Source organism: Allomuricauda ruestringensis DSM 13258, from assembly GCF_000224085.1.
Taxonomy (GTDB): domain Bacteria; phylum Bacteroidota; class Bacteroidia; order Flavobacteriales; family Flavobacteriaceae; genus Flagellimonas; species Flagellimonas ruestringensis.
This window is the reverse complement of sequence record NC_015945.1, coordinates 3080509-3098586: the sequence shown is the minus strand read 5'-3', so window position 1 is coordinate 3098586 and position 18078 is coordinate 3080509. Positions and strand designations below refer to the sequence as shown.

Annotated in this window: 10 protein-coding genes; 1 reads left to right on the top strand and 9 read right to left on the bottom strand. The window is 43.2% G+C overall.

Features of this window, described 5'->3' with window-relative positions; genetic code table 11:
• Window positions 1-64: 64 nt before the first annotated feature.
• Entirely contained in the window at window positions 65-2242 is a 2178-nt protein-coding gene (locus tag MURRU_RS13905; protein ID WP_041801569.1) for a TonB-dependent receptor, read from the top strand.
• A 169-nt stretch (window positions 2243-2411) separates the two neighbouring features.
• On the opposite strand, the gene MURRU_RS13900 is transcribed toward MURRU_RS13905, so the two are convergent.
• Genes MURRU_RS13900 through MURRU_RS13860 form a run of 9 tightly spaced genes read right to left on the bottom strand, consistent with a single transcriptional unit; the run spans window position 2412 to window position 17931 of the window.
• Complete coding sequence (locus tag MURRU_RS13900; RefSeq protein WP_014034109.1) at window positions 2412-3338, bottom strand: TerC family protein; 927 nt, start codon at window positions 3336-3338, stop codon at window positions 2412-2414.
• 40 nt (window positions 3339-3378) lie between these two features.
• A complete protein-coding gene (locus MURRU_RS13895) occupies window positions 3379-5007 on the bottom strand; it encodes a sulfatase family protein (protein ID WP_014034108.1) in 1629 nt (542 codons plus the stop codon).
• Between the two features lie 7 nt (window positions 5008-5014).
• Window positions 5015-7282 (bottom strand): beta-glucosidase BglX, encoded by a 2268-nt coding sequence (bglX, locus tag MURRU_RS13890; RefSeq protein ID WP_014034107.1) that lies wholly within the window; start codon window positions 7280-7282, stop codon window positions 5015-5017.
• Window positions 7283-7308: 26 nt separating this feature from the next.
• The gene (locus tag MURRU_RS13885) at window positions 7309-8115 is read right to left on the bottom strand and encodes a carboxylesterase family protein (protein ID WP_014034106.1); all 807 of its coding nucleotides are present in this window, start codon (window positions 8113-8115) and stop codon (window positions 7309-7311) included.
• Between the two features lies 1 nt (window position 8116).
• Window positions 8117-9496 (bottom strand): glucoamylase family protein, encoded by a 1380-nt coding sequence (locus MURRU_RS13880; protein ID WP_014034105.1) that lies wholly within the window; start codon window positions 9494-9496, stop codon window positions 8117-8119.
• Window positions 9489-10865 (bottom strand): glucoamylase family protein, encoded by a 1377-nt coding sequence (locus tag MURRU_RS13875; protein WP_014034104.1) that lies wholly within the window; start codon window positions 10863-10865, stop codon window positions 9489-9491. The genes MURRU_RS13880 and MURRU_RS13875 overlap by 8 nt, the downstream gene beginning before the upstream one ends.
• Window positions 10866-10919: 54 nt before the next feature.
• Window positions 10920-13292: a LamG-like jellyroll fold domain-containing protein gene (locus MURRU_RS13870; RefSeq protein ID WP_014034103.1), complete on the bottom strand. Its 2373-nt coding sequence runs from the start codon at window positions 13290-13292 to the stop codon at window positions 10920-10922.
• Between the two features lie 24 nt (window positions 13293-13316).
• Window positions 13317-14867 (bottom strand): RagB/SusD family nutrient uptake outer membrane protein, encoded by a 1551-nt coding sequence (locus MURRU_RS13865; RefSeq protein ID WP_014034102.1) that lies wholly within the window; start codon window positions 14865-14867, stop codon window positions 13317-13319.
• Between the two features lie 13 nt (window positions 14868-14880).
• Window positions 14881-17931, bottom strand: coding sequence for a SusC/RagA family TonB-linked outer membrane protein (locus MURRU_RS13860; protein ID WP_014034101.1), 3051 nt, complete (start codon window positions 17929-17931; stop codon window positions 14881-14883).
• Window positions 17932-18078: the final 147 nt, after the last annotated feature.

Here is an 18078-nt window from a genome sequence, read left to right as displayed (position 1 = left end):
CTTAAGATAAAATCTTGGTCAATTTTTTTGGCCGTAATTCAGCATACTTCAAAAATCCGTTTTAATGAAAATAAAATTATTCATGATATTGTCCCTTCTCGGGATGGTATCCATATACGCACAAAACACACTTGACATTACAGTAAAGGATTCCCTCAGCAATGAGCCCTTAATAGGGGTTACTGCAGTTTTGCCTTCCCTAAACCAAGGAACCATCTCCGACGAAGCGGGTAAAATCCATATGGAAAATATCCCCAATGGCACATACAAACTACGGTTGAGCTATATTGGCTATGCTACCTTGAAACGCAGCCTTTCCTTTCCTTTGGATGGGGCGGCTCAAGGACAGACCTTTTTCCTTGTGCCCCAAACAGAGGAGATGGAAGAGGTTACACTAGTGTCAACAAGAAGCTCCAGAACCATAGAGGACATTCCCACCAGGGTCGAGGTCATCGCCGGTGAGGAACTTTCAGAAAAGGGCAATATGAAACCTGGTGATATTCGAATGCTGCTCAACGAGAGTACAGGTATCCGAACCCAGCAAACCTCTGCCACAAGTTACAATTCAAGTATACGTATTCAAGGTCTGGATGGTAAGTACACCCAACTCCTTCGTGATGGATTTCCGTTATATTCAGGATTTGCCAGCGGGCTCAGTTTAATGCAAATCGCACCTTTGGACCTAAAACAGGTAGAGGTAATCAAAGGTTCGAGCTCTACCCTCTACGGTGGTGGGGCCATTGCGGGACTGGTAAACCTAATCTCCAAAACGCCGGAGGATGAACCCGAGCTTAGCTTTATGGCAAACGGAACCTCTGCCCTTGGGTTGGACCTTAGTGGTTTTTACTCCCAAAAATTCAACAAAATAGGAACAACGGTATTCGCTTCTTATAACTTGGGCACACCCTACGATCCCGCTGATATCGGATTAACAGCCATCCCAGAGTTTGATCGCTTTACCCTTAATCCCAAGTTGTACTGGTATTTGGGCGAACAAACCGAACTCCTAGTGGGATTTAATGCCATTTGGGAAGATCGTCTTGGGGGGAGCATGGATTATGTAAAAGGCGAGCCCGTATCCAATCCCTATTTTGAATCCAATGAAACGGAGCGAATCTCCACCCAATTGGGATTTAAACATGCCTTTAATGATCAAAAACGATTGGAAGTCAAGAACAGTTTCAGTTTTTATGATCGTAGTATAGCAATCCCCGATTTCACATTTACGGGTTACCAACGCTCTTCCTTTAGCGAACTGAACTTTTCTGTAAATTCAGAAAATGACCTTGAATGGGTCTTGGGAGCCAATCTCTGGACAGAATACTTTAATGATACAAGGGATAGCAATACCAATGCCCTGGACCAATCCTACCAGATTTTTGGCCTGTTTGCACAAAATGTATGGCCCATCGACGAGACTTTTTCCGTGGAAACCGGTTTTCGGGCCGATTTTCATTCGGATTATGGAGCCATGGCCCTTCCACGACTATCAATACTTTACGAGCCCCATAGCGCACTTACTTTTAGATTGGGCGGTGGAATGGGTTACAAAACTCCTTCAGTGTTCACAGAAGATGCGGAACGCTTGCAATTCAGGAACGTACTTCCCATCAATACAGATGATGCAGACCTTGAACGCTCCCTAGGTGGTAATTTTGATGTAAATTATAAGTCGGTTCCCATGCCAGGAATGACGATGTCCATCAATACACTTCTTTTTTATACCAAAATCAACGACCCCATAACGCTTGTCCCGAATGAAAATGGATTCTATAGCTTTCAGCAACCAGACGGATATGTTGACACCCGTGGTGCTGAGGTCAACCTAAAAATTAAGTATGGTGATTTCAAGTTGTTCACCGGTTACACCCATGCCAATGTGAAACAGCATGAAAACGGAATGGTATCAGATTTTCCATTGGTGGCCAAACACCGCTTAAATAATGTGCTGATGTACGAAAAGGAGGAAAATCTTTGGGTAGGTCTCGAAGCTTATTATTACAGTCCACAAAAACTGGGCAATGGTGAAACGGGCCAATCCTATTGGATTCTTGGATTGATGAGTGAAAAGAAACTCGGCGAGAAATTTTCGATTTTTCTAAACTTTGAGAACTTTTTAGATACCCGGCAAACCCGTTTCAGTGCAATCTACACGGGGAATCTAAGCAATCCAGAATTTTTGGATATATACGCCCCGGTTGATGGCTTTGTCATCAATGGCGGTTTTAAGATACAGCTATAGAGATTAAATTAAATCACAATTTATCTTGGCAGACATTGGATTCAAGGGGTGTCGACCATCAATATATCGGCATCCCTTTTTCTTGACATCAATTTAAAATAGAGTTTTAGATAATATTGGACATACACATTGTCCTTCATCAATTGTATATCTTTTTTGTCCTTTAATATCAGTTTTTCTTGGAAACAACTACACCTATAAATAGGGCCAATGCAATAAAGACCAACGAAACCCATTCTGGGAAAGTATAGTGGTGCGCAAGAATCATTTTTATACCGACAAAACTAAGGATGGCCACCAGACTGTACTTAAGGTAGTAGAACCTACTTATCATATTAGAAAGGAAAAAATACATCGACCTGAGACCCAAAATGGCAAATATATTTGAACTGAAGACCAAAAAAGGGTCGGAAGTAATCGCCAAAATGGCCGGAACACTGTCCAAAGCAAAGAGGATATCCGTAAACTCAATAATTACAAGAGCAATGAACAATGGTGTGGCGGCGGTAATATGACGTAATTTGATGAAAAACTTCTGACCCTGCATGTGCGTAGTAATGGGCATGACCTTTCTAAGGTTCCTATAGATGAACGACTTTTTGGGATTGAAGGCCTCCTGCTTGGAAACCAGCATTTTTATGGCCGTAAAGATCAAAAAAGCACCAAAGATATAGGTCATAAAACCGAACTTCTTAATCAATGCCACTCCAAAAAATATCATGAGCGCCCTAAAAACAATAGCTCCCAATATTCCCCAGAACAATACCCTATGTTGGTATTTTTGTGGAATTTGAAATGATCCGAAAATCACTGCTATAACAAAAATATTATCAATACTCAACGAAAGCTCGATGAGGTAGCCAGTAATATATTTTAAACTGGCATCCATGGGGGTAAGCGCATCTACATTGTCTATATTTCCAGTACCATATAGCCAATAGACAACCCCTGAAAATAAAATTGATAAGGTAACCCAAACACTGGTCCATATAGATGCTTCCTTGACGCTTATGATATGGGGGTTTTTATTGAAAACACCAAGATCCAAGGCCAAAAAGACAAGGATTCCCAATAGGAACAGAATCCAAACGGTCATAATTTCGAAGATTTAACTAGCTAAATTAAAAAATATAACACTATTGAATTGGTATTCCGCGCAGTTTTTCAAAAGCTCTATAGGTTTTGTCCACCTTTTCCTTTGGAGTGGTTTCAAATTCCTTGTCAGTTACTTTGTAATAAGTTTGTAAACTATCCAATTTTTTGTGCATTGAGGCTATGACATCTCTATATTTTTCATCATTGATGGCATTATGCAATTCTTTGGGATCCTCTTCCAGATCATAAAACTCCCATTCATCAATATCGTCGTAAAAATGGATAAGTTTGTACCTATCTGTACGCACTCCATATTGCCGTTTGACCATGTGAAAGGCTGGAAAATCATAATAGTGATAATATACGGCATCTTTGAATTCGTCCTCGGAACCCTCCAATAGTCCCTTAAAAGATTCGCCCTGCATGTTTGCGGCATATTGCTTTCCTCCCGCCAAATCCAAAAAGGTCGGGGCAAAATCCAAGTTTTGCACCAAGGCATCAATATTGGTTCCTGGCTCAATGACCCCTGGCAATTGCATCAATAAGGGCATTTTCATGGATTCTTCGTACATAAAACGCTTATCGAACCACCCGTGCTCACCCAAATAAAATCCTTGGTCCGAGGTATAGACCACCAATGTGTTTTCGTCCAATCCAGTCGCTTCCAAATAGCCCAAAATTTTCCCAATACCTTCATCAACAGATTTTACCGTGGCCAAATATTCATGCAAATAACGTTGCCCTTTCCATTCTGCCAGTTCCTTACCATGCAGGTCGGCCTCATAAAAAGCATTGTTCTTTGGAAGATAGGCTTCGTCCCAAATGTTACGTTGCTCTGGGGTCATTCGGTCAAAATCCTTAGTCCATGGATTATGGGCCAAATCTGTGCTTCCGTAGCCATCGCTCATTTTTAGGTCATGACCCTCGTACATGTCTTTGTAAATGGTCTGTTGTTGTTCGGCAGCGGCCCGCTGATTCTTAAATTCCGGAAAATAGGTGTCGGGCAAGGGAAATGTAATCGAATCATAAACATTTAAATGACGTAGTGCCGGCATCCAATTACGATGCGGGGCCTTGTGGTGCACCATTAAATAGAAAGGCTTTTGGTTTCCCTCCCGTTGCTTCAGCCATTCCAAACTCTTGTCCGTTATCAAATCGGTGGCATAGCCTTCGACCACGGTGGTATCCTCACCTTGAATAAATTCAGGATTATAATAGTTTCCTTGATCGTTCAGAACATCCCAATAATCAAATCCTGTTGGTTTACCGTGCAAATGCCACTTTCCGACAATGGCGGTTTCATAACCCAATTTTTTCAAATGCTTCGGTAATGTGGGCTGACTGTTATCAAACCGTTCCCCGTTCATCCGAAAACCATTGATGTGACTATGTTTTCCCGTTAAAATCACCGCCCTGCTGGGTCCACAAATGGAATTGGTGCAAAAGTTATTCTGAAAAATGGCTCCATTCTTGGCGATGCGGTCAATATTTGGGGTCGGAGCCAATTTCCCCAACTCATGTCCATAGGCGCTAATGGCCTGAAAGGCATGATCGTCGGACATAATAAAAATGATGTTCGGTGGGCCTTTAGCGACTTGATCCTTTGGTTTTTCTTGTTGTTTACATGAAACAATTAAAAGTAAACCGACAAGGCCTAATCCTATTCGCATGCTAAATTTATTTAAGCGTAAATGTTTCTGATAGTTCGGCATCGGAATTAGTTCCTACAAACACTTCAAATTCTCCTGGTTCCGACACAAATTCCAGTTGGGCGTTGTAGAATTTCAGATCATCTGGTGACAAAGTGATGGTTACCTCCTTACGCTCCCCTTTCTTCAGCATCACCTTTTGAAAACCTTTTAACTGGCGTTTTGGTGGTGTAATGCTCCTCACCACATCCCGAAGGTACAATTGTACTACTTCTTCCCCGTCATAATTACCTGTATTAGTAATTGTCACAGTAGCAGAAATAGCTTCACCTTGATGGATCTCTTTTTTGTTCAACCGCAGATTGGAATAGTCAAATGTGGTATAGCTCAAACCATATCCAAAAGGCAACAAAGGCGCATTGGGTGCATCCAGATAGTTTGACCTGAACTTTTGGAACTCTCCGCTTTCCGGTGCCGGCCTACCAGTGACTTTTGTACTGTGGTAAATAGGTATCTGTCCCACATTCACAGGCCAAGTAGCCGTTAATTTTCCAGAGGGATTATAATCTCCAAAAACCACATCGGCGATAGCGTTCCCTGCTTCCACACCGGGGTGCCAAACTTGTAAAATGGACACGGGCAGGTCGAACTCTTCTGGAATGGTCAGCGGCCTACCGCTCATCAACACCAATGCAACAGGTTTTCCTGTTTCTACCAATGCTTTGATCAATTTCTTTTGAATGTCCGGGATTGAAATATCGGTACGGCTGGAAGACTCCCCGCTCATTTCGGTGGCTTCACCCACTACGGCCACCACAACATCCGAAGTTTTGGCTAGATCCACGGCCTCTTTCAACATGGCTTCTGGTGAGCGTTCATCCATTGTTATCCTTCGACCTAAAGCATTTACATTCTTGGCAAAATCGACATCGTCAGAAATGTTGGCGCCTTTTGCATATTTGATGTCTGCATTTGATGCCACATTATTAAAGCCTTCCAAAATGGTAACGGCCAGGTTAAAATCACCCGTTGGTGCCCAAGTCCCTAACATATTTTCCCTACTATCGGCCAGTGGGCCAATCAGGGCGATTTTTCCTTTCTTTTCCAAAGGAAGTAGGTTGTTGTGGTTTTTCAACAAAACGAAGGAACGAGTTGCCAATTTGCGCGCCAATGCCCTGTTTTCCTTTGTCAGAATATCGTTTTTGGGGCGTTTGGAATCCAAATATTTGTATGGGTCTTCAAAAAGTCCAGATATATACTTGGCCTCCAACACCCTTCTACAAGCCTTGGTAATATCTTCTGCGGTGATTTTTCCTTCATCCAAAGATTTTTTCAAAGTGGTCAGAAAACCTTCACCCACCATATCCATATCCAAACCAGCTTTTAACGCCAATGCCGAAACGGCCTGAAGGTCTCCCAATCCGTGTGGGACCATTTCGTTGAGCGATGTGTAATCCGAAACCACGAAACCATCAAAACCCCATTGTGTGCGAAGCAAGTCGGTGAGCAACCATTTGTTACCAGTTGCTGGCACACCATCCACATCATTAAACGAACTCATAACGCTGGCTGCCCCGGCATCGATGGCAGCTTTGTAGGGCGGCAGATATTGGTTGAACATTTTGATCTTGCCCATGTCCACCGTATGATAATCACGACCAGCCTCGGCGGCGCCATAGAGCGCTAAGTGCTTTACACAGGCCAACATGGTATGTACTGCTGCCAAATCCTCTCCTTGGTAACCTTTCACCATGGCCTCGGCAATTTTGGAACCAAGATACGGGTCTTCGCCCGCTCCTTCGGAAATACGCCCCCAACGTGGGTCGCGGGCAATATCCACCATAGGTGAAAAATTCCAGTTGATTCCATCTGCAGTTGCCTCCCTTGCTGCCATTTGAGCGGCTTGTCTTACCAAATCCATATCCCAGGTGGATGATAGACCCAAGGGAATTGGATATGTGGTCTTGTACCCATGAATCACATCGGAACCAATTAATAATGGGATACCCAATCGGCTCTCTTTAACAGCCAATTCTTGGGCTTTTCTTACTCTGTCCGGACCTGCTACGCCAAAAAGTCCGCCTACTTGTCCCGTCTTGATTTTCGCCCCTACATTTTCACTCACTACTTCGCCCGTAGCAACTCCTCCACCTGGAGTTAACAAGTTTAACTGACCGATTTTTTCTTCAATGGTCATTTTTTGTAGTAGTTGCTCTACTTCAGGTATTTGTTTTTGGGCATTGCCCCAAAAAAAAGCTAACCCCATAAAGGCGACAAGTAATGTTTTATAGTGCATGGTCAGGTTGTTTTGACTTTAATATTCTATTCTGATGTCACGCCCGCAGTTCTTTTCTTGTGCGAAAACAACCATGGTAACAAATCTGGTTCGGCGAATGCAGGGTCCCAACTATTATGATTAGCAAAATCGTATATGGTGAATTTTGGGTGAACACCTGCTTTTAATAAAGCGGAAACCATTTCCATAGACTGCAAGGGGTTTACCACATTATCCTGTGCTCCATGAAAAACCCACAATGGTGTGTTTTTGACATAAACTGAAACGGATTCAGGTTCGCCCCCTCCACAAATTGGAATTGCGGCAGCAAATGTCTCAGGTTTTCTACTCAACAATTCAAAAGTTCCCATTCCTCCCATAGAAAGACCCATCAAATAAATTTGATTGTCGTTGGTGTAGGACTCCTGAATAGTGGTTTCCAACAAATCCATCACCATTTTCAAGGGATTGGTCGGTCCTTCGCTATATTTAAAATCCAAATTGATTGGGTATGAGCTTCTGTCAACATCTACACTGGCCCAGTAACTATCTTTTGGGCACTGCGGAAATATTACAATTGCAGGATATCGCTCCTGTAAATAATCGGTGGCAAACAATTTTGCTCCGTTCATCAATTGGGTTTCATTATCATTTCCGCGTTCTCCGGCTCCATGGAGAAACAGCACCACGGGATAGTTTCTATCCTCATTAAAGTTCTTGGGATACATAATACGATATCGTAAGGTATCATTCCCATCAATAAGCATTTTGGCTTCGTATTTTGATTGCCATTGTGCAGCGACCAAATTACAAGCGAGGAACAAAATAAAAAATGATAATTGTCTTGTTGTCATATCAGAATCCGAGTTTGGTCAAACCGGCCTGAACATCTTCATTTGCCATAAACAAATCCCAAAGCAAACCAGTTCGGTAATTTTCAATCATGATGATTTGTGGACCTTGGTCTATGGCCAAATAAGCTTCTGCCACCCAGTTGTATTCTGGACTAAAGGCATCATAAAACCCTGCCGGACCCAATAAATCATCTCTATTCCTATAAAAGTAATGCATCGCATCCAAAGATTTGTCTGGTGCGTAAGGAATTGAGCTTATTGCCGCTGTTGGGGATATAATTCCTGTATCGTTGCTTGGGCTATGGGCATTGTAACCCATGCTTCCATCATTATTTCTTGAATAACTGGCTGTCAGTCCCCAACAATCTTCTCCATAATCTTCGTAGTTGTCCGGGTTTTTGACACAATATTCGTAATTGATCATGGTGTGATTTACATTAACGTCCCAATAATCCACATACTCATCAGACAGATTTCTTGGATCTAACCCCAAATAGGAATAGTGTGCCCAAAACAAAGGGCCTCCAAATTGCTCGGAGCCATTATGCCTAACCAAAAGTGGATAACCGTATTGGGTATTTGCTGATTTGATACCCCCACTTGAGGCCCATCCGTTGGAATATACCTGTTTTTCGATTCCAAAATTGGGTGATGCTGCGGCCATAATGTAGGTGATCAACACCTCATTATAACCCTTAAGTTGAAGATTGATATCGAAACCGTGGTTGGGACTCCAGTGCCAATACAGTACATCTTGATTTTGCGTGTACCAATCCCATTCAACACCTTTCCAAAGCTCATCGGCTTGTTGTGCCAAAGCTTGTTCGGCATCTGTACCGTTTTTGAAATATTCCTTTACACAGATAAGTCCTTGAGCCAAAAAAGCGGTTTCCACTAGATCACCACCATCATCCAAATCGCTAAAAGGAATCACGGCTCCGCTGGAACCATTGATCCAATGGGACCAAGCTCCATGAAAGCGGTCGGCATTTTCGAGGAAATCCAACAAAGTATTCAATCGCTCCAACCCTTCGGTTCTGGAGATAAACCCTCTTTCGATTCCGACCAAAATGGCCATCAACCCAAATCCTGTGCCTCCAGCGGTCACGACTCCTTCACTGTTAGCAGGGTCATTCGGGTGATACCTTTCTCTCGCCCCTCCCGAGTTGACATCGGCAAAGTCCCAAAAATATTTAAAGGTGGTTTCTTGGGTCAAATCCAACAATGCTTCATCAGAGATGGTGGGCACCTCATCATCATCATCATCGGAACCTTTGCCCGGAAGTTCTGGCTCTGTGGGAACATAGGTATAATCATCTCCTCCCCCACAAGATACCATCACTATGGAAACAAGAAAAAGGGATATCGTGGTTTTAATCATTTGCTTTTTCGATATTTTGGCTTTCAAAACCCAATTTTTTGAGTCCGTTTTGCACCTCTTCATTTGCCATGAACAATTTCCAAAACAGACCGCTTCGGTAATTTTCAATCATAACCGGAATGGGGCCTTGGTCTATGGCTAAATATCTTGGGAGGTACCAATTATCCTCCAGACTAAAGGCATCGTAAGGTCCGTATTTTCCAATAAGACTATCTTGTTGGTTGTACATGAACCTCAAAAACTGTTTGCTCTCCTCTGGGGTATATGGCATGGATGAGAGTGCTGCCGTGGGCGAAATCACTCCTAAATCTGCCTCTGGGCGATGCCCAGCATACCCTTTAATGGAATAACTTGATGTCAACCCCCAGCAATCCTCTCCATATCCTTCATAGTCCTTTGGATTGTCCACACAATATTTATAATGAATTAAAGCATGGTTCTGGTTCAACTTCCAATAATCCCCAAACTGATCTTTTAGTCCTTTCGGGTTAAGTCCCAAATAGGAATAATGTGCCCAGAAAAGTGGACCTACGGGAGCATCGCTATGTTCATAGTGGTTCAGTTCTGTTTCCAAGCCGTAGTAGGTGGTGTCTTGTGAGATTTCACCCTCACCGGCCCAACCAATTTCATAAACGGATTTATCAATCGGGTGTGTTGGGGAAGCTGCCGCCAAAATGTACATGATGAGTGCTTCGTTATAGCCACCCACGGGAAAATTCATTTCCCATTTATACTCTGGGCTCCAATGCCAGTACAATACATCTTCACCGTTTTTGGTGTACCAGTCCCACTCAACGCCTTCCCAAAGCTGTTGTATGTTTTGGGCCAGTTGCTTTTCGCGTTCGTTGCCATTTTTAAAATACTCCTTGACCGTTAAAAGACCTTGAACCAAAAAAGCGGTCTCCACCAAATCTCCTCCGTTGTCCTTTTTACTGAAAGGGGTTACTTTTCCGGATGGCAATAACCAATGTGGCCACGCTCCGTGAAAGCGATCTGCTTTTTCCAGAAAACCAACGATACGTTCGTAGCGCTCAAGAGCCTGTTCACGGGAAATAAACCCTCTTTCCACCCCGACCAGGATAGCCATGAGGCCAAAACCTGATCCTCCTGTGGTTATGATATCCTTATCGTGGTTGGGATAGACCCCGTCCATGTGCATCCGCTCTCTGGCCAATCCTGAAACAGGTTCCGCACCTTCCCAAAAGTAATTGAAGGTTTGGTACTGTACGGAGTCCAACATTGCCTCATCAGCAATAGCAAGACTATCCGCATCTATTCCGGTTGATTTTTTAGCCTCTTCTTTAGTTTTTTGGCCATTGCACCCTACAAGTAAAGTAACAATGGCCAATGTTCTTAAAATTAACTTCATATAAACTAAACTAACTAACTCAAATATTTTTAAGTGCTAAATAGTAAAAGCACCCTAATTGTTCATAATTTCTTGGATTTCCTCTTGGGTCAGCGACTTATCGAAAAGGTATAGATCATCGATGTAACTCAAATCGGATAAGTGGTTCCAACCAATAAAATTTGGTGCGCCAGAACCTATTGAAAGAATTGAGCAGTTTTCCCAACTTATGGTTTTTCCAGCCATATCCCCTGTGTTTACAACAGGTTCTCCATTCAAGTAAATCAAGGTTTCCGTTTCGGTAACGGTAAAAGCTACGTGCACCCACACATCTGCGGTGGCATCAATAACTTCTCCGTCGTTCCAAACGTCTCCTGCATCGGTTCCCAAATGAAGTTTTATTCGTTGCTCCGATGCATCGCCTTCCCTTATTAGCCTAAAGCCAGCTGAAAGATCATTATCTGTTCCGTTCATTGGAGGGCTTACCGTTAGGATTCCAGCCCTATCCGGGTCAGCATTTACCTTGTACCAGAAAGCTCCACTAAATTGATTATTGAACAATCCATCAATTGGGAAGGTGAGATAAGAATCTGCAGCACCTGCATAAGCATCGCTACCTACGGCACTTTCACCTGCAAAACTAGGCGTACCTACCACTGTAGCTTCTTCGCCGGAGTTGTCATCAATATTAGATCCGTCAAAAGACATGTAAAGTGTGGAGCCGTAGTTTTTTGGTGTGACCTCACCTCCAAAAACTTCAGCTACTTCTTCCGGAGATAGGGCCTTGTTGTAGAATCTTAGGTCATCAATGATACTGTTATCCGATGCATGACCCCAATAATCGAACGTTGGTCCACCTGCACCTATAGTGAAGGTATCGCAACCGGTCCAATCGATTGGTGCTGACATAGCGGAGGATAATACTTCGGTCCCATTGAAATAAATAACGCTTTCATCACTGGCTATGGTAAAGGCAACGTGTACCCATTCACCTGCGGTTACATCTATAACACCTCCATCGTTCCAACTTTCGCCGCTTCCTGTTCCTACATTTAATTTGATTCGCTGTTCATCTGCACTTCCCTCGCGGAACAATCGGAAACCTTGGAAACGATCTACTTCGTCATCTCCAATTGTTATGATTCCCGCCCTATCCGGGTTGGCATCCACTTTATACCAGAAGGACCCACTGAACTCTGAAGACTTCAATCCTTCTGCTGGATAGTTGATATAGGAATCGGTGGCGCCCAAATACGCTTGTTCCCCTACTTGACTTTCATCGGTGAAACTTGGCGAACCTATTTGGGTGGCAGCTTTGCTTCCCATTAGATCGATGTAATCTCCATCGAATGGCATATACAATGATTCGCCATCGTATTGAGGGATGTATGGATTGGCGGCATTTATCATGATTTGAACATCGCTTTGCGTCAATGCTTTGTCAAAAATGCGTAGTTCGTCCATTTGACTGGCATCATAGCCATGGTCCCAATAGTCAAAAGTTGGACCCCCGGCACCAATATGCAATTCCTCACAATCTGTCCAATCTATTGGTGCTGCCATATCGGAGGTTAACATTTCGATTCCGTTAAAGTATATTGTACTCTGGGTCTGGGAAATTGAAATGGCTACGTGAACCCACTCCCCTGCGGTTACATCGATCACACCGCCATCGTTCCAACTTTCGCCAGAACCGGTGCCTACATTTAATTTGATTCGCTGTTCGTCGGCGTTTCCTTCGCGGAACAAACGGAAGCCTTGGTTTCTGTCTTCTGCATCGTCGCCAACCACTAAAATTCCGGCTCTATCTGGCGTTGGGTTGACCTTGTACCAGAATGCGGCACTAAATTCTGTGCTTTTTAGGTTATCCATCGGGAAAGTCAAGTATGAATCTGTGGCCCCCTGAAAAGCATCTGCACCCAAAAAGGCATCTCCAGCAAAACCTGGATTACCTACTTCCTCTGCCTCTTGGAAACTGATAAAGTCCATATAATCTGCATTGAAAGGCATATAAAGGACCTCTCCATCAAATTGAGCGCTATATGGTGCCAGTTTGGCAAAGTTTGCTTCTTGTGTGGTTGTTTTACCCTCTATATCGGTTGCTGATACGGTGACCGTATGATCGCCATTTCCCAAGCCTTCATAAGTTACTTCTTCCATAACAATTCTATAATCCTTGAAAGAGTTGTATGCAGCTATTTGTGACCCATCCATGGAAACGGTGATATTCGCTACCTCAATATCATCCGTAACTTCGAATGATATATCTATTGATGTTTCTTCTTCGAAGGGCATGAGTTCCACTCCTTCGGTAGGATAGGTTATGGTAACCTGCGGTGCTGTTTCATCCACCCCGGCATCGACTGCCGTTATAGGGTCGATTCCCTCATTACAAGAAACCACCAGAAGGCCCAAGAGCATCGTTATGGATTTAACTATATATTTCATCTTGTGTTGTTTATTTAGTTAGTATTAATCATCGCTACTCCCTCCACCCAAGGTCGGAAGTGCATCCAATTGGGCTTGTGGATATGGCAATAGTTCTTTATTTGCCGTAAAGGTTCTACCATCATAGCTCAGTTCGGAGTAGTTATCCAAGCGAATCATATCGTAATAGCGGATTCCCCATTCCATACCTAACTCGGCGAATTTTTCGTCCATTACGTCACTGGAAGAAACTCCCGACAACGAAGGCATTCCCGCTCTGTTACGAACCAGGTTTACAGCTTGGTCTGCTGTCATTCCAGAACCGCTTGCACCACGGGTCAAGGCTTCGGCATACATCAACAATATTTCTGCATAACGCATCACAATCATGTTTTTACCGCCACCATAGTTATTCCTCTGGTTTGTTAATTGTACGGATGGTAAGTAGTGCTTACCACTGGCGAACAAGGCCCTTGCGTAGTCATTGATCACATCGCCATCTCTTGTGGTGTTATTTACAAAAGAAGGAAGGGTGGCATAATTGGGGTCTGTTTGTAATTCTGCAATGCCACGGTCTGTCCACAATACACTGGTCTCCAAACGAACAGCTTCGTCCCTGTCCAACATAAATTTGATAAACTTCATGCTTGGTTCGTAAAAGCCCCACCCATCGGATGCGTTTTCCCTTGCAGGGGTCCAACCTTGGGGACCAAAAGGTGCATAAAGGTGGTAAAACTCATCACTTGTACTGGAACCGTAATCGGAAAACTGTAGCTCGAACAGGCTTTCGTCGCTCAATTCGCCAGGTTTTTTGAAAAGGCTATAAAAATCTGGGTACAAAGAAAATTTATTGGAGTTGATTATCGCGGCACAGGCATCTGCCATACCTTGATAATCTTCCATTTCCATGTGTGCCATGGCTTTTAATGCATAAGCCGTATAGCGTGTTACACCCCCGGGTATGTCCGTTCTTTCATTTGGCCTTAAGTTGGGCAATACAGGAATGGCCTCCTCCATTTGGTCGGAGATATATTGCATCATCTCTTGCTTGGTGGCAGGTCCGTTGGCTATTTCAGCATCAGGCTGTGTGGACTCGATGATAAAAACATCGCTCCAAACCCTTGCCAGATTGAAATGCAACCACGCCCTCATCACTTTTATCTCTGCAATGTATTGGTCTGCCGTTGCCTTCTCGCTTTCATCGGCGAAGTCTTTGAAATTTTCTATCAGCGCTATCTGGGTGTTCAATTCGACTATGTCACCATAGTGGACATTCCAAAGTGAATTGTACATCCAATAACCTTGGTCATAAACAAAATTATCGGTGTCCGCAAAAGGTTGTTGATCTCCGAGGCCCCCTGCATTTACATCATCTCCACGAACGGAAAGCAATAAAGGTTCTTCCCATCCTCTTGTAGCAATTACATAATAGGAGCCGATCAACGCTTGAACCATATCCTCGGTTGCGGTGTAATCCAGGTCATCTGCATTGAGCTGACCTTCCCTATCTTCAAATTTGTCGGAGCATGATTGGACAAAGAGTATCGCAATCAAGACAAATACTATTTTATATACTGGGTTATTACTATTCTTCATCTCAATTTTCTTTTTATAGTTTAACATTAACACCTACTGTGTAAATCGCCGGAACAGGATAGGTCTGACGATCAACCCCATCGGATACTTCTGGGTTAAATCCATTGTAACTGAAGATGGTCAAAGGTCTTTCGGCTGTCAATGTGAATTTAAAATCGGGCATGTTGCCCTTAAGTTTATCACCACGTAGGGTGTAAGCCAACTGTATGTTCTGGATTCTGAAGAAATCTCCATCCTCTACCCAAAAATTGCTCAATCGTTGGTTCCAGCTATTTCTAAGTCCTGCAGATGAAGGATAGCTGTTGCTGGTGCCTTCACCATGCCAACGGTTTTTGGCCAAATCGGCATCTATATTGGTGTCGTTGGTAAAGATGACCTCACCCCGCTTTCTATTCAAGATCTTGTTTCCTGATTGACCATAAAAATTTAGGGAGAAACCAAAGTCTTTATAATTTAATCCAATATTACCTCCGTAGGTAAATTTTGGAAGGAAAGATCCCAATACCATTCTATCTTGGTCTGTAATGGCGCCATCACCATCCCTATCGTTGAATATCAGGTAACCGGGTTGAATATTCTGTCCGTCAGCAATGGCGCTCTGTGCCACAGGGTCGGCATCAATTTGGGCTTGATTTTGATAAACTCCAGTGGTTTCGTATCCGTAAAATGCATACAATGGTTCTCCCTCCATAGTTCGCTGTCTGAACTCGGCAGAGCCGGAATCAATATAACCTCTTTCGTCCTCAATCTCAATGGCTTCATTTTTTACCGTGGTAAAATTGGCTCCAACAGTATAGGTGAAATCTGGGGTAATTTCATCACTCCAATTTAATGCTACCTCTACTCCCGAGTTGCGGATAACCCCTGAGTTTCTTAAGATTGTTTGGTCTGCAATGGGGATGTACACGGGCATAATGGCATCTTCAGTATCCCTTATGTAGTAATCTGCCTCAAGCGACAAACGATTGTTGAAGGTATTCATGTTGAAACCAAAGTCCAACTCTTCCACTACCTCCCAAGTTAAATCGGTGTATGTACTTGTAGCGGTAACCCCTGTATTTGGAGTATCCCCCAAATCAACAGTTTCATTTTCAATAGTGTTGGCTCCGGCACTTGCAGGAACATTATCATTACCCAATCGCCCCCATGCGGCCCTTAATTTTAAGAAATCAAAGAAACCCACGTTTTCCATAAATGGCTCTTGGGAAATTACCCAACCGGCACCTACGGAAGGGAAATATCCCCACTGTTCCTTGGTAAACTTCGAGGATCTATCTGCCCTAAATGTTCCGTAGAGCAGATAACGGCTCTTATAATTATAGGATACCCTACCAAAATAAGATTGTCCGTAGATTCTATTATTATCTTCTTCAACATTGTTATTAAACGATAATGGATCGGCAAAATCCAAATACCAAGATGTCTCATAGTTGATTCCGGCAATATCGCTACCAGTGGCCTCAAACCTATTGGATGCCTCGTCCCTAAAGGATGTACCTGCCATAATCGTAACATTGTGGTCTTCAGCATAGGTATCGGAATAGGTAAGAACGTTGTCCCAAATTTGGTTGTAGTAATTGTTCTGCTTTCTATTGATATCCGAGATTCGCTGATCCCCAAAGCCCATATTGTAAGGTAGGTTCACATAGCGTTCTTCCAAAGCGGAGAAGTCTATATTATATGTTGTTTTGAAAGTAAGCTTGTCTTTTATCAAATCTGTTTCCAGATAAATATTGGCCAACAGCTTACGTATCTTCAGTCTATTATCGTTGTAGTCCATGTCTGGGAAAGGGTTTTGTGTGCCCCTGTACCCCAATGCTTGGGCGTTGGCATAGCGTGTCGGTGTTGCCTCGGTGTTCAAGTCATCAAAAACAGGAAGAATTGGAACGGCAAAATACGCTTTGAACCAGGCTGAGTTTTCAGGGGTTTGCTGCGTTGCATTACTAAAAACGGTGTTCACCCCCATTTTTAAATTATCGAGAACGTCCACATCCAGCTTGGAGCGTATATTGAACCGTTCATACTCGTTTTTCATATCCAACAGACCTTCTTGGGAGAAGTAGTTTGTACCAAGGGAATAGGATACATTATCGGTGCCTCCGGTAACACTTAAACTGTGGTTTTGAATGAGTCCATCACGTATAATCTCATCGTACCAATCCGTGTTCACATCGGGCACATTCGGATTAATACGACTTCTGCCATAGCGTTGCATGGCATTCAATACGTATTGCACATCGGCTTCTGAGCCAGACTCTACGGCCATGGTCACAAACTGCTCTGCATTGGCCATTTGTAAAACATTCTGGGCCCGCTGTATACCTGTATAGCCATTATACTCTATGGTAGGTTTTCTGTTTTTTCCTCCGGACTTAGTTTCGATGATGATAACACCGTTGGCCGCCCTTACCCCGTAAATGGCCGAAGAGGAGGCATCCTTTAGTACATTCATAGATTTGATGTCGTTGGGGTTTAAGAAATCTATATTACTATAAAACATGCCGTCTACCACATAGAGTACCTTTGTTGCTGCCGAGTCTTCGGAATCATAAGTTCCGAGGCCCCTAATACGTACATTGGGGGATGCACCTGGCGAGCCAGTAGTAACAATCTGTACACCAGCCACCTTACCTTGTAATGACTGAAGCGGGTTTGCGGAAGGTGTTTTTTCAATTTGTTCTGCATCAACTGTGGCAATGGAACCCGTTAAATCGGCTTTCTTTTGGGTACCGTAACCTACCACGACCACTTCGTCCAAGTTTTGGGTATCTTCCTGCATGGTCAAATCAATGGTTGTCCTATTATTAATAGGTACAGTTTGAGTTGTAAATCCGACGTAACTGAACACCAATGTTCCGTTACCCGGAATGTTCTCCAAACGATAATTGCCATCAAAGTCCGTTTGGGTTCCTGTAGTAGTGCCTTGTAGCACTATGCTTGCCCCGGGTAACGGTTGTCCCTGGTCATCCATGACCGTTCCCGAGATTGTTATATTGTTTTGAGCCAAAAGTACAGCTTGAAACAACAAAAACGATATTAGCAATAGTTTGCTTTTAATTTTCATAATTGTGCAAAAATAGAGTTAGATTTCTACTAAATTAATAAAGAAGCTTACACTCAAGGGCTAGTTGGAATACATAAAAAATACATCATCAAACAAAGGGCTCAAAAGCCTTATTTCACCGTGTTTGCAGTAGTAATCCCAGTTTTG